Genomic DNA, 13,447 nt, shown 5'->3' on the forward strand with positions numbered 1-13,447 from the left:
CCACTGGTGAAATCCGGACGCGCATATGGAAACCTTGCCCACCTACATCCTCAATGTCAGTTGCCCGGCCACCTCGGGCATCGTGGCCGCCGTCAGCACCTATCTCGCCCGCAACAATTGCTACATCGCCGAGATGGCGCAATTCGACGACGATTTCACCGAGCGCTTCTTCATGCGCACGGTGTTCCGCTTCAACCCGGGCGCCAGTACCGGCATCGAGGCGCTGCGCGACGGCTTCGCGGCAGTCGCGGCCGACTTCGCCATGCAGTGGGCGCTGTACAGCACCGCCCGCCCCACGCGGGTGCTGCTGATGGTGAGCAAGTTCGATCACTGCCTCACCGACCTGCTCTATCGCCACCAGAAGGGCGAGTTGCCGATGGAGATCACCGCCATCGTCTCCAATCACCTGGACCTGCGCCCCATGGCCGAACGGGAAGGCATCCGCTTCGTCTACCTGCCGGTGACCAAGGACAGCAAGCGTCAGCAGGAACTCGAATTGCTGCGCCTGGTGGAGGAGACCGGGACCGAACTGGTGGTGCTGGCGCGCTACATGCAAATCCTCTCGAACGAGCTCTGCCAGGAGCTCGCCGGCCGCGCCATCAACATCCACCACTCCTTCCTGCCCGGCTTCAAAGGCGCCAAGCCCTACCACCAGGCCTTCGAGCGTGGCGTCAAGCTGATCGGGGCCACCGCCCACTACGTGACCTCGGACCTCGACGAAGGCCCGATCATCGAGCAAGAGGTGCAACGCGTCGACCACGGCTATCGTCCCGAAGACCTGGTCGCCATCGGCCGGGATACCGAGACCGTTGCCCTGTACAAGGCGGTGAAGTACCACATCGAGCGGCGGCTGTTCCTCAATGGCAATCGCGTGGTGGTGTTTCGATGAGCGCCCGACTGATCGACGGCAAGGCCGCCGCCGCCCGCCTGCTGCAGGAGGTCGCCCAAGATGTGGCCGAGGTGCGCGCGCGGGGTATCCAGCCGGCCCTGGCGGTCATCCTGGTGGGCAGCGATCCGGCCAGCCAGGTGTATGTGCGCAACAAGCTCCGCCGTGCCGCCGAAGTGGGCATCCGCTCGCTCAGCCATGAGTTGCCGGCGGATCTTGAGCAGATCGAGCTGCTCGCCCTGATCGCCGCGCTCAACGCCAACCCGGAAGTGCACGGCATCCTGGTGCAACTGCCATTGCCGCCGCAGATCGACGAGGCGGCGGTGCTCCAGGCGCTTCGCCCGGACAAGGACGTCGATGGCTTTCACCGCGAGAACGTTGGCGCCCTGGCCCTGGGCCAACCCGGTCTGGTGCCCTGCACACCGGCCGGCTGCCTGCGGCTGCTGCAGGACCAGCTGGGTGATCTCAGCGGACGCCATGCGGTGGTGGTCGGCCGCTCCAACATCGTCGGCAAGCCCATGGCGGCTCTGCTGTTGCAGGCGCACTGCACGGTGACCCTGGTGCATTCGCGCAGCCGCGACGCCGCCGCGCTGTGCCGCCAGGCCGACATCCTGGTGGCCGCGGCCGGCCAGCCCGGTCTGGTCACCGTGGACTGGGTCAAGCCCGGCGCGGTGGTCATCGACGTCGGCATCAATCGCGTGGAGCACGCCGCCGGCGCCCGGCTGGTGGGCGACGTCGCCCCCGAGGTAGCGGCCGTGGCCGGTGCCCTCACCCCGGTGCCGGGTGGGGTCGGGCCCATGACCATCGCCCTGCTGCTGCACAACACTCTGAGCGCCGCCCAGCGCCAGCACCCCCACGCCGTCGCGACCTGACCGGGAGCCCACCATGCCTTTCAGCCTGTTGAAATACGGCCTGTCCGCCGACTACCCGGTGGAGGTCGACCTGCCGCCACCCAAGGAACTCAAGTCCAGCTACGACGTGGTCATCATCGGTGGTGGCGGCCATGGCCTGGCCACCGCCTACTACCTGGCCAAGTACCACGGCATCACCAATGTCGCGGTGCTGGAGAAGGCCTACCTGGGCGGCGGAAACACGGCGCGCAATACCGCGGTGATTCGCTCCAACTACCTCACCAGCGAAGGGGTGAAGTTCTACATCGAGTCGGTGCGGCTGTTCAAAGAGCTGTCCAACGAATTCGATTTCAACATCATGTATTCCGAGCGGGGCCAGCTGACCCTAGCGCACACCGACACCACGGTGCGCGCCTTCCGCCAGCGCGCCGAGGTCAACAAGCACTTCGGCGGACGCACCGAACTGATCGACCGCCAGCAGATCCGCGAACTGGTGCCCTGCCTCAACCTCGATCCCGGCCACCTGCCGGTGCTGGCCGGGCTGTGGCACATCGATGGCGGCACCGCCCGTCACGACGCCGTGGCCTGGGGCTACGCCAAGCAGGCGGCCAAACGCGGCGTGGAGATCCACCCGTTGACCGAGGTGCAGGACTTCGTGGTGGAGAACAATAGAATCACCGCCCTCAAGACCAACCGCGGCACGGTGCGCTGCGGCTGCGCGGTACAGGCGGTGGCCGGTACCAGCTCGCTGCTGATGAACAAGCTGGGCATCTGCGCGCCGCTGCACACCTACCCGCTGCAGGCCATGGTCACCCAGCCGTTCAAGCCCTTCCTCGACCCCCTGGTGAGTTCCAGCGCCCTGCACTGCTACGTACAGCAGACCAGCCGCGGCGAGATCGTCTTCGGCGGCGGTTCGGACCCCTATCCGCTGTACCACACCCGCTCCACCCTGGAGCTCAAGGAAAGCCTGCTGGCCCACGCCATCGAGATGTTCCCCTTCATGGCCAACGCCAAGCTGATGCGCCAATGGGCCGGGATGACCGACATGACCCCGGACTACAGCCCGCTGATGGGCCTGTCGCCGATCGATGGCTACTACCTGGACGCCGGCTGGGGCACCTGGGGCTTCAAGGCCACGCCGATCTGCGGCAAGACCATGGCTGAACTGGTGGCCAGCGGCGGGCGGGTGCCCGAGCTCATCGCCCCCTTCGGCCTGGACCGGTTCAGCCGCTTCCAGCAGGTCAACGAGATGGGCGCCACCGCGGCCAGCCATTAAGGAGCTGTCATGAAGATTCTCACCTGCCCGCTCAACGGGCCGCGCAACATCAGCGAATTCACCTACGGCGGCGAACTCAAGGCCATGCCCGATCCCCGGGCCTGCAGCACCGCCGAATGGGCCGACTACGTGTTCAACTGCGGGAATCGCCGCGGCGTGGTCACCGAATGGTGGCTGCACAATGCCTCCAGCTACTGGTTCCTGGCCGAACGCCACACCGGCACCGACGAGGTGCTGCGCACCTTCGATCCCCGCGAGCTGTTCACCCAGCGTGTCGACTTCGCCGTTGCGGAGGTGCGCCCATGACCCGCCTGCCGGCCCCCATGGGGCTGCTGATCGATCGCAACCGTCCGCTCGCCTTCCGTTTCGAAGGCCAGACCTGTCACGGCTATGCCGGCGATACCCTGGCCAGCGCCCTGCTCGGCGAGGGTCGCTGGCTGCTGTCGCGTTCCTTCAAGTATCACCGGCCCCGCGGGCCCCTGACCCTGGCTGGCCAGGACGCCAACACCCTGGTGCAGTTGCCGGACGAGCCCAATGTGCTGGCGGATGAACTGCCGCTGCGCGAAGGTTTGAGCGCCACGGCGCAGAACGTCAGCGGCAGCCTCGAGCGCGACCGCGATGCCCTGCTCGGCACCTTCTCCAGGTTCATGCCGGTGGGCTTCTACTATCGCGCCTTCTACAAGCCCAAGGGCATGTGGAAGCGCTGGGAGCCGCTGATCCGCAGGAAGGCCGGCCTCGGCGTGCTCGACCTGACCTTCGTCCCCACCTACCACGACAAGGCCTATCTGTTCTGCGACGTGACGGTGATCGGCGCCGGTCCCGCTGGCCTCAGCGCAGCGCTGGCTGCGGCCCAGGGTGGCGCCGAGGTGCTGCTCATCGAACAGCAGCCGCTGCTCGGCGGCGCCCTGGCCTGGGGTCGTTTCGGCCTCGATGCCGGCCAGGGTGAAGGGCTACGCGAGGAACTGGTGGTCGCGGTGCGCGCCGAACCACGCATCCGGGTGCTGGAGGCCGCCGTGTGCAACGGCTGGTTCGCCGACCACTATCTGCCGGTCATCCAGGGCAACCGGATGTTCAAGGTCAGGGCGCGGCAGACTATCCTCGCCAGTGGCGCCTTCGACCAACCGGTGATCTTCCGCAATAACGACCTGCCCGGCATCCTGCTGACCAGCGCCGCCCAACGCCTGATGCGTCTCTATGGCGTGCGACCGGGCCAGCGTGCCGTGGTCCTGGCCGGCAACGACGATGGCTATCTGGCGGCCCTCGACCTGCAGGAGCAGGGGGTCACCGTCGCCGCGCTGCTCGATCTGCGCGCGGCGCCGCGGGATGCGCAGTTGCAGCAGGCGGTAAGCGCACGCGGCATTCCCGTACACCTGGGCCATACGGTGTACGAGGCCCACGCCGATGCCGCTGGCCGCCAGCTGGCGCGGGTCGATGTCCGGCCCATCGTCGGCCAGGGCCAGGTCGGCCCCGCGGGCCTGACCCTGGATTGCGACCTGCTGTGCATGTCCGCCGGCTACATGCCGGTCTACCAGCTGGCCTGCCAGGCCGGCGGCACCCTGGGTTACGTCGACGAGCAGGCCGCCTTCAGCCTCGGCAATCTGCCGCGGGGCCTGCACCTGGCCGGCTCGGTCAATGGCCGCCATGCGCTGGAGCGGGTGCTGTCCGACGGCCGCGCCGCCGCGTCCCGCGCCCTGGCCGAACTGGATCTCGCCCCGCTCACCACCGAGCAGACCCAGGCCGACGACAGCCAGGTCAACTTCCCCTGGCCGATGTTCGCCCATCCCCAGGGCAAGGAGTTCGTCGACTTCGACGAGGATCTGCAGATCGCCGACATCGTCAACGCCACCCGCCACGGCTATCGCGACGTCCAGTTGGTCAAGCGCTTCTCCACCGTCGGCATGGGCCCCTCCCAGGGTCGCCATTCGGCGCTACCCACCGCGCGCCTGGTGGCTGCCGCCACGGCGCGCAGTGTCAGCGACACCGGGGTGACCACCGCCCGCCCGCCCTTCACCGCGGAAAAGCTCGCCCACGTCGCCGGCCGGGCCTTCGATCCCTATCGGCGCACCGCCATGCACAGGCGCCACCTGGAACTGGGAGCCAGCCTGATGCCGGCGGGTGTCTGGCAACGGCCGGCCTTCTACGGCCCGGCCAGCGAACGCCAGCGGTGCATCCAGGCCGAGGTCCGCCAGGTCCGCGAGGGCGTGGGCCTGATCGACGTCTCCACCCTGGGTGGGCTCGACGTACGCGGCCCCGATGCCGCCGAATTGCTGGAACGGGTCTACACCTTCGGCTTCCGCAAGCTGCCCGTGGGGCGTACCCGCTACGCCCTGATGACCGCCGAAGACGGCGTGGTGATCGACGACGGCGTGGCCGCGCGCCTGGGCGATGAGCACTTCTACGTCTCGGCCACCACCAGTGGCGTCGACCGCGTCTATCGCAGCCTGCTGAAGTGGAACGCCCAATGGCGGCTGGACGTGGACATCGCCAACGTCAGCGCCGCCTTCGCCGCCGTGAACCTGGCCGGTCCGCGCTCGCGGGAGGTGCTGCGCGAGCTCTGCCCCGAGCTGGACCTGACGCCCGAGGCCTTCCCCTACCTCGCCGTGCGCGAGGGCCGCGTCGCCGGGATTCCCGCGCGGCTATTACGGGTCGGTTTCGTCGGCGAGCTGGGCTACGAGATCCATGTGCCGGCACGCTTCGGCGAGCGCCTCTGGGATGCCCTAATGGAGGCAGGCGCCCGCTTCGGCATCCGTCCCTTCGGCGTCGAGGCCCAGCGCCTGCTGCGGCTGGAGAAGGGCCACGTGATCATCGGCCAGGACACCGACGGCATGACCCATCCGGCCGAGATCGACATGGGCTGGGCCATCGGTCGCCAGAAGCCCTTCTTCGTCGGCCAGAAGTCCATCGAGATCCTCGAAAGCCAGCCACTGCGCCGCAAGCTGGTCGGCTTCACCCTGCCGGCCACCGCCAGCCAGCCGCTGGAAGGCCACCTGGTGCTGCGCGGCGACGACATCGCGGGCAACGTCACCTCCTGCGAATTCTCCTCCACCCTGGGCTGCATCATCGGCCTGGCCTATGCCGCCGCCGACCAGGCCGAGCCCGGCATGTCCCTGCCGATCCGCGTCGAAGGGGGCGAGATCGTCCAGGCCACGGTGATACGCCTGCCCTTCTACGATCCCCAAGCCCAACGCCAGGAGATGGGAGCATGACGCTGAATCCCGTGGAGTTCGACGAACGCAGCCCGCTGGTCGAATTGCAGCTCGATACACCCGTACTGCAGCATCAGGGACGGATCTTTGCCGAGCGTCTGAGTGCTGGCGACGAAGCGGCGCTGCTCCGCCGCGGTGGCCTGGCCGACCTGAGCAATCTGCCGCGCTTCGGCCTGCGCGGCCCGACCGCCGGCGACCAGCTGCGGGCCCAGGGCTATGTCCTCCCGGAGCGGCCCAACCAGGCGCTGCGCCAGGCGACCGGGGAATGGCTGCTGCGGCTGTCGCCGAGCGAATACCTGCTGCTTGGCGCCCTGGGCGACGGCGGGGCCCGGGTCGCCGCCCTGGAAGCGGCTGCCGCCGAACTTGGCCCCGGCTGCTACCCGCTGCCGCGCCAGGACTCCCACGCCTGGCTGATCCTCACCGGGTCCCAGCTGCCCGCGCTGTTCGCCAAGCTGTGTGGCGTGGACCTGGGCAAGCCCTTCGCGGTCGGCCAGGTGGTGCAGACCTCGGTAGCCAGACTCAACGCCATCCTGCTCAATGCCGGCGACGGTACTCTGCCGCATGTCCACCTGCTCTGCGACCGCGCCAGCGCCCATTACCTCTGGCACGTGCTGCTCGATGCGCTGGAAGAGTTCGACGGCGGTGCGCTGGGGGTCGCGGTGCTGCTCAAGGCGGGCATCCCATGACCGTCGTCGAAGCGACGGCGGTCGAGGCGGACGGCGACTATCGGGTGCCCGCCCTGCTGCGTGGCCTGAGGGTCCTGGAACTGTTCGACGCGAAGCGACGCCTGCTGACCCTGCAGGAGATCGCCGAGGGTCTCGGCGGCTCGACCTCGTCGGTCTACCGCATCGTCATGACCCTCACCGAGCTGGGCTATCTGGAGCGTCAGTCCAGGACCGGATACGGCCTGGGCATCAAGGTGGTCAGCCAGGGCTTCGCCTACCTGGCCAGCCGCGACCTGGTGGACATCGCGCAGCCCCACCTGGAACGGCTGCGCGACGTCACCTCGCTGTCCTGCCATCTGGGCATCCGCGATCGTACCGAGGTGGTCTATCTCTACCGCGCCATGGCCAGCCAGCGGCTGACGGTGAACGTCCCGGTGGGCACCCGGCTACCCTGCACCCGTACCGCCCTGGGCCGAGTGCTGCTCAGCGGCCTCGACGCCGAGGCCCTGAGCGCCCTCTACCAGCACGAGCGGCTGGATGACCAGCCACCGCCCGCGCCCCGTACCCTGCCGGAGCTGTTGCGCCTGGTCGAGCAAGACCGCCGTCAGGGTTGGGTCCTGCACCGCTCCGACTACTCCACCGCCATCGCCACCGGCATCCGCGATCATCGCGACCAACTGGTGGCGGCGCTCAACGTCTCCGGCCCCGATGCCGTGATGGATGCGGCCGCGACGCGGGAATGGGGCGGCGCCCTGCTGGCCGAGACCGCTGCGCGGATCGCCACCGAGCTGGGACACCGCCCCCACGCGGACGCCCGACGTTCCGACTAGGCCGCTGAGACGTTATGGTATACCGTAAGACCAGAATAATCAGAGCAGTGACCAGGCCGAGGTCAGCATGAGCCCTTCCCCACGTTTCTGCTGCCAGTGCGGCAGCGCCGAATTGCGTCGTGTCCAGCCTGCGGGCGATAGCCATGAACGGTTGCTGTGCACCGCCTGCGGCCATGTACTCTATGACAATCCGCGGGTGATTGCCGGGTGCCTGGTGGAGCATCAGGGCCGCTATCTGCTCTGTCGCCGGGCCATCGAGCCGCGGCTTGGCTACTGGACCCTGCCCGCGGGCTTCATGGAGAACGGCGAGAGCGCCGAGCAGGCGGCTTTGCGCGAGACCTGGGAAGAAAGCGGGGTGCGGGCGCGAATATTGGCACCCTATTCCATCTTCAACGCCACGACGGTCAATCAGGTCTATTTGATCTTTCGCGCCGAATTGATCGAGATCGCCGCCGACGCCGGTGTCGAGACCCTGGAGCGCCGCTTCTTCGCCCCGGACGAGCTGCCCTGGGCCGAACTGGCCTATCCTTCGATCCAGCAGATCCTGGAGCGCCGTCTGCACGAGCAGGCGCAGGGTCAGCATGGCCTCTATTTCGGTACGGCCGAGGCCGGGCAGTTGCATCCCTTGGGTTGATGGCGCCGGGAGCTGTTGGGCTTCGACGATGGAGCCGTCTCAGCCCAACCTACCTCGATCGTAGGTTGGGTTGAGCACCGCGAAGCCCAACACGTCCAAACTCGGTGCGCCCGTTGGGCTTCGACGATAAAACCGTCTCAACCCAACCTACGGGGGCTGGTAGGTTGGGTTGAGCGCCGCGAAGCCCAACGAGAGCGATCAGATCCCCAGGCAGAGGTACTTGATCTCCAGGTAGTCCTCGATGCCGTACTTGGAGCCTTCGCGGCCCAGGCCCGAGGCCTTGACGCCACCGAAGGGCGCGACCTCGTTGGAGATCAGGCCGGTGTTGATGCCGACCATGCCGTACTCCAGCGCCTCGGCCACGCGGAACACGCGGGACAGGTCGCGGGCATAGAAGTAGGAGGCCAGGCCGAATTCGGTGTCGTTGGCCAGCTCGATGACCTCGGCCTCGTCCTTGAAGCGGAACAGCGGCGCCAGCGGGCCGAAGGTCTCTTCCTTGGACACCTTGGCGCTCCTGGGCACGTCGGCGAGGATGGTCGGCTCGAAGTAGCTGCCGCCGTTGGCGTGGGCCTTGCCCCCGGCGATGACCCGGGCGCCCTGGCTCACGGCGTCGTCGATGTGTTCCTTGACCTTTGCCGCCGCCTTGGCGTCGATCAGCGGGCCAATGGTCACGCCCTCTTCCAGGCCGTTGCCGACCTTGAGCTTGGCCACTGCAGCCTTGAATTTCTCGGCGAAGGCGTCGTAGACACCGTCCTGGATATAGAGGCGGTTGACGCAGACGCAGGTCTGGCCAGCGTTGCGGTACTTGGAGGCGATGGCGCCTTCCACGGCCTTGTCCAGATCGGCGTCGTCGAAGACGATGAAGGGCGCGTTGCCGCCCAGTTCCAGCGACAGCTTCTTGATGGTGGGCGCGCTCTGCTCCATCAGCTTGGCACCGATCTCGGTGGAGCCGGTAAAGGAGATCTTGCGCACGATGGGGCTTTCGGTCAGCTCGGCGCCGATTTCGGCGGCGGAGCCGGTGACCACGCTCAGCACGCCCTTGGGAATGCCGGCGCGCTCGGCCAGCTCGACCAGGGCCAGGGCCGAGTACGGGGTCTGGCTGGCGGGCTTGATGACCATGGTGCAGCCGGCGGCCAGGGCCGGACCGGCCTTGCGGGTGATCATCGCGGTGGGGAAATTCCACGGCGTGATGGCGGCGGTGACGCCGATGGGCTGCTTGATCACCAGGATGCGCTTGTCGGCCTGGTGGCCGGGGATGGTATCGCCATAGATGCGCTTGGCTTCTTCGGCGAACCACTCGATGAAGGAGGCGGCGTAGACGATCTCGCCCTTGGCCTCGGCCAGCGGCTTGCCCTGCTCCAGGGTCATCAGCCGGCCCAGGTCGTCCTGGTTCTCGATCATCAGCTCGTACCAGCGCCGCAGCTTGGCCGAACGCTCCTTGGCGGTCAGCGCGCGCCAGCCCGGCAGGGCGCGATTGGCGGCGTCGATGGCACGCTTGGTCTCGGCGCGGCCGAGCTTGGGAATGGTGCCCAGGGTCTCACCGGTGGCCGGGTTGTCCACGGTGACGGTGGCACCGCTGTCGGCGTCGATCCAGGCGCCGTCGACATAGGCTTGCTGGCGAAACAGAGAAGCGTCTTGCAACATGAGCGGGGTTCCTCGGGAGGGGATTGAAGGTGGTTTTCGACAGCGCCGCCGATCATTGTGCCGAGGTAGCCTGCAGCCGGGCGGCCTGGGCCGGCGAGCCCTGGTAGGCCAGCCAGAAATACAGCGGGCAGGTCACCAGCAGCCCGAACAGCCAGGACAGATCGGCGCCCGCCACCAGGTCGGCATAGGGCCCCTTGAACAGCGCCGTGTTGGCGAACGGCAGCTGCACCAGGATGCCGACCGCATAGGCGGCGATGGCATGGCCGTTGAAGCGGCCATAGCGGCCGCCGTCGGCGGCGAACAGCGAGGGGATGTGATAGTCGCCGCGCTTGATCAGATAGAAGTCGATCAGATTGATGGAGGCCCAGGGCACCAGGATCATGGTCATGGCGAGCACCAGGCCGATGAATCTTTCGATGAAATCGGCGGAGGCCATCAGCGCCACCCCGCAGCAGCCCACCAGCACCAGACTCGACAGCACCACCTTGACCCTGACACCCGGCGTCCAGCCAGCAGCGAAGGTCTGCACGCAGGTGATGATGGCGAGCACCGCGCCATAGAGGTTGAGCGCGTTGTGACTGATGATGTTGAGCAGGAACAGCACCATCAGCACCGGACCCAGCCAGCCGGTGGCCTGGGCCACGGCAGCCATGGCGTCGCCGCCGGCCGGCACCGCCAGTACCGCCACCACACCAAAGGAAAAGGCCAGGATGGTGCCCAGGGTGGCGCCGAGATAGGTCGCCCAGAAGGGGCGCGCGATACCGACGGCTTCCGGCAGATAGCGCGAATAGTCGCTGGTGTAGGGCGAGAAGCTCAGTTGCCAGATCACCCCGAGCGACAGGGTGGCGATGAAGCCGCTGGCGTTGAGGCCGCCCCGGGTCAGGAAATCCGCCGGCAGCGGCTGGCTCAGCATCATGGCGAAGCCGGCCAGCAGTCCGGCGCCCATCACCCAGGTGCCCCAGCGATTGAGGGTATGGATGCAGCGATAGCCGATCACCCCGATGGCCGTGGCGCTCAGGGCACCGAGCACGATGGCCAGCGGCATGGGTACGACCGGCACCAGCCCCTGGATCGACTTGCCGGCTAGCACCACGTTGGAGGTGAAGAAGCCCACATAGATCAGCGCCGTGACACAGACGATCAGCAGGGCGCCATAGCGACCGAACTGACCGCGACTCTGCACCATCTGCGGGATGCCCAGGCGCGGCCCCTGGGCCGAGGCCAGGGCCAGCACCACCCCGCCGAGCAGATGCCCGAGCACGATGGCCAGCAGGCCCCAGGCCAGATTCAGGTGGAAGGACTGGACCACCATGGCGCCGGTAACGATGGGCAGCGGCGCGATATTGGTGCTGAACCAGAGCGTGAAGAGATCGCGGCTATGGCCGTGGCGTTCGGCCGGGGCGACGTGATCCACGGTATGGGTTTCGATAGCGACGGCAGAGCGAGGGGCTGCGGACATCCAGGAATTCCATTGTTGTAGTTGTGGAAGACGCCTGCTGGACAGGTCGTCCTGGTGAGCAGAAAGTATTACGGTATACCAGATTACACAACCGCCTTTTGGCTTGTGGAAGTGACGTCTGGGGGCTACCGCCGAATCTCGTCACATCTCTGCTTGCCAGTTCACGTATTATGGTATACCAATAAAAACATCGACTGGCCGAGCCGTCGCGTACCGCCAACAAGAGACACCCGAGCCCTGGGCCGAGGTGGAAGACAAGAGGTAGGCTTCTTATGAAATTTTCCCTGTTCGTGCACATGGAACGCTGGGACGAAAGCGTCAGCCATCGGCAGCTGTTCGAAGAGCTGACCGAACTGACCCTGATGGCCGAAGCCGGCGGTTTCTGCACCGTCTGGGTCGGTGAGCATCATGCGATGGAATACACCATCTCCCCCAGCCCCATGCCGATCCTGGCCAACCTGGCGGCGCGTACCTCGACCATCCGCCTGGGCGCCGGCACCCTGATCGCGCCCTTCTGGCACCCCCTGCGTGCGGCTGGCGAATGCGCCCTGCTCGACGTGATCAGTGAAGGCCGCATGGAAGTGGGCCTGGCCCGTGGCGCCTACCAGGTGGAATTCGATCGCATGGCCGGCGGCCTGCCCGCCACCGCTGGCGGCAAGCATCTGCGCGAACTGGTCCCGGCGCTGCGCAAGCTCTGGGAAGGCGACTACGCCCACGATGGCGAAGTCTGGCAATTCCCCACCTCCACCAGCGTGCCCAAGCCGATCGGCACCCCGCCGATCTGGATCGCCGCGCGGGATCCGGATTCGCACAATTTCGCGGTGGCCAACGGCTGCAACGTCATGGTCACGCCGCTGATGAAGGGCGACGAGGAAGTGGTGGACCTCAAGCACAAGTTCGACAACGCCCTGGCCAACAACCCCGGCGTAGCCCGGCCCAAGCTGATGGTGCTGCGCCACACCCATGTGCACGCGGCGGAAGAACCCGAGGGCTGGAAGATCGGCGCCCAGGCCATCGGCCGTTTCTACCGCACCTTCGATGCCTGGTTCGGTAACAAGGAAACCCCGGTCAACGGTTTCCTCGCCCCCAGTCCGGAAGAAAAGTTCGCCGGCCGCCCGGAGTTCGAGCTGGAGAACATCCGCAAGAACACCATGATCGGCACCCCCGACGAGGTCATCACCCGCCTGCGTCACTACGAGGAACTGGGCGTCGACGAATTCAGCTTCTGGTGCGACAACAGCCTGCCCTTCGCCGAGAAGAAGAAGTCGCTGCAACTGTTCATCGACAAGGTGGCGCCCGCCTTCGCCTGATCCCCGGGCTGCGTAGTGACGCGGCCCTCAACACGCTCAAGTGCGTGGCATACCATCATCCAACAGACATCCCAGGAGTCAGCATGAGTTTCGAAATCCGCAAGGTCGTCACCTATCTCGAAGAAACCCATATCGAAGGGGGCAAGACCACCGACAAGCCGGTGACCATGGCCGGCGTCGCCGTGGTGATCCGCAACCCCTGGGCTGGCCAGGGCTTCGTCGAAGACCTCAAGCCCGAGATCAAGGCCCACTGCTCCGACCTCGGCGCCTTCATCGTCGAGCGCCTGACCCGCGCCATCGGCGGTGCCGAGCGCATCGAGGCCTATGGCAAGGCGGCGGTGGTCGGCGCCGACGGCGAGATCGAACACGCCTCGGCGGTGATCCACACCCTCAGATTCGGCAACCACTACCGCGAGGCGGTCCAGGCCAAGAGCTACCTGAGCTTCACCAACAAGCGCGGTGCCCCGGGCACTTCCATCCAGATCCCCATGATGCACAAGGATGACGAGGGCCTGAGATCCCACTACATCACCCTGGAAATGCGCATCGAGGACGCACCGCGGGCCGACGAGATCGTGGTGGTGCTGGGCGCCGCCGACGGTGGCCGCCTGCATCCGCGCATCGGCAACCGCTATATCGACCTCGAGGAACTCGCGGCTGAAAAGGCGCGCTGAGGAGAATCCGCG

At 66.9% G+C, this 13,447-nt stretch carries 12 protein-coding genes; 10 read left to right on the plus strand and 2 right to left on the minus strand.

The annotated features are described in order from the left end of the window. The first annotated feature begins 25 nt into the window (after positions 1-25). From purU to OMP44_RS09950, 8 genes are all read left to right on the plus strand, one after another. Complete coding sequence (purU, locus tag OMP44_RS09915) at positions 26-889, plus strand: formyltetrahydrofolate deformylase (protein WP_187979401.1); 864 nt, start codon at positions 26-28, stop codon at positions 887-889. Next, positions 886-1,758: a bifunctional methylenetetrahydrofolate dehydrogenase/methenyltetrahydrofolate cyclohydrolase FolD gene (gene folD / locus OMP44_RS09920; RefSeq protein WP_280307579.1), complete on the plus strand. Its 873-nt coding sequence runs from the start codon at positions 886-888 to the stop codon at positions 1,756-1,758. The genes purU and folD overlap by 4 nt, the downstream gene beginning before the upstream one ends. A 13-nt stretch (positions 1,759-1,771) precedes the next feature. Next, the gene (locus tag OMP44_RS09925) at positions 1,772-3,013 is read left to right on the plus strand and encodes an FAD-dependent oxidoreductase (RefSeq protein ID WP_280307581.1); all 1,242 of its coding nucleotides are present in this window, start codon (positions 1,772-1,774) and stop codon (positions 3,011-3,013) included. Between the two features lie 9 nt (positions 3,014-3,022). Continuing rightward, positions 3,023-3,319 (plus strand): sarcosine oxidase subunit delta, encoded by a 297-nt coding sequence (locus tag OMP44_RS09930; protein WP_187979404.1) that lies wholly within the window; start codon positions 3,023-3,025, stop codon positions 3,317-3,319. Continuing rightward, on the plus strand, positions 3,316-6,219 hold the full coding sequence (locus OMP44_RS09935) for a 2Fe-2S iron-sulfur cluster-binding protein (protein ID WP_280307583.1): 2,904 nt from the start codon (positions 3,316-3,318) through the stop codon (positions 6,217-6,219). Before OMP44_RS09930 ends, OMP44_RS09935 begins: the two co-directional genes overlap by 4 nt. Further along, positions 6,216-6,905 carry an aminomethyltransferase family protein gene (locus OMP44_RS09940; protein WP_187979405.1) on the plus strand — a complete coding sequence of 230 codons (690 nt, stop codon included), beginning with the start codon at positions 6,216-6,218 and terminating at the stop codon, positions 6,903-6,905. Before OMP44_RS09935 ends, OMP44_RS09940 begins: the two co-directional genes overlap by 4 nt. Then, the gene (locus OMP44_RS09945; protein ID WP_280307584.1) at positions 6,902-7,714 is read left to right on the plus strand and encodes an IclR family transcriptional regulator; all 813 of its coding nucleotides are present in this window, start codon (positions 6,902-6,904) and stop codon (positions 7,712-7,714) included. The genes OMP44_RS09940 and OMP44_RS09945 overlap by 4 nt, the downstream gene beginning before the upstream one ends. Before the next feature lie 67 nt (positions 7,715-7,781). After that, positions 7,782-8,348: an NUDIX hydrolase gene (locus tag OMP44_RS09950; RefSeq protein ID WP_280307586.1), complete on the plus strand. Its 567-nt coding sequence runs from the start codon at positions 7,782-7,784 to the stop codon at positions 8,346-8,348. A gap of 198 nt (positions 8,349-8,546) precedes the next feature. Here the strand turns inward: OMP44_RS09950 and gabD are convergent, their stop codons facing one another. Then, positions 8,547-9,992, minus strand: a complete 1,446-nt coding sequence (gene gabD, locus OMP44_RS09955; RefSeq protein ID WP_280307587.1) for an NADP-dependent succinate-semialdehyde dehydrogenase — start codon at positions 9,990-9,992, stop codon at positions 8,547-8,549. 52 nt (positions 9,993-10,044) lie between these two features. Further along, positions 10,045-11,451 (minus strand): purine-cytosine permease family protein, encoded by a 1,407-nt coding sequence (locus OMP44_RS09960; RefSeq protein WP_280307589.1) that lies wholly within the window; start codon positions 11,449-11,451, stop codon positions 10,045-10,047. Positions 11,452-11,723: 272 nt separating this feature from the next. On the opposite strand from OMP44_RS09960, the gene OMP44_RS09965 reads away from it, so the two are divergent. Further along, entirely contained in the window at positions 11,724-12,761 is a 1,038-nt protein-coding gene (locus tag OMP44_RS09965) for an LLM class flavin-dependent oxidoreductase (protein ID WP_280307590.1), read from the plus strand. Between the two features lie 83 nt (positions 12,762-12,844). Beyond that, positions 12,845-13,435, plus strand: a complete 591-nt coding sequence (locus tag OMP44_RS09970; RefSeq protein ID WP_280307592.1) for an amino acid synthesis family protein — start codon at positions 12,845-12,847, stop codon at positions 13,433-13,435. Positions 13,436-13,447 lie beyond the last annotated feature (12 nt).

Source organism: Pseudomonas flavocrustae, assembly GCF_029872515.1.
Classification (GTDB): domain Bacteria; phylum Pseudomonadota; class Gammaproteobacteria; order Pseudomonadales; family Pseudomonadaceae; genus Chryseomonas; species Chryseomonas aestiva.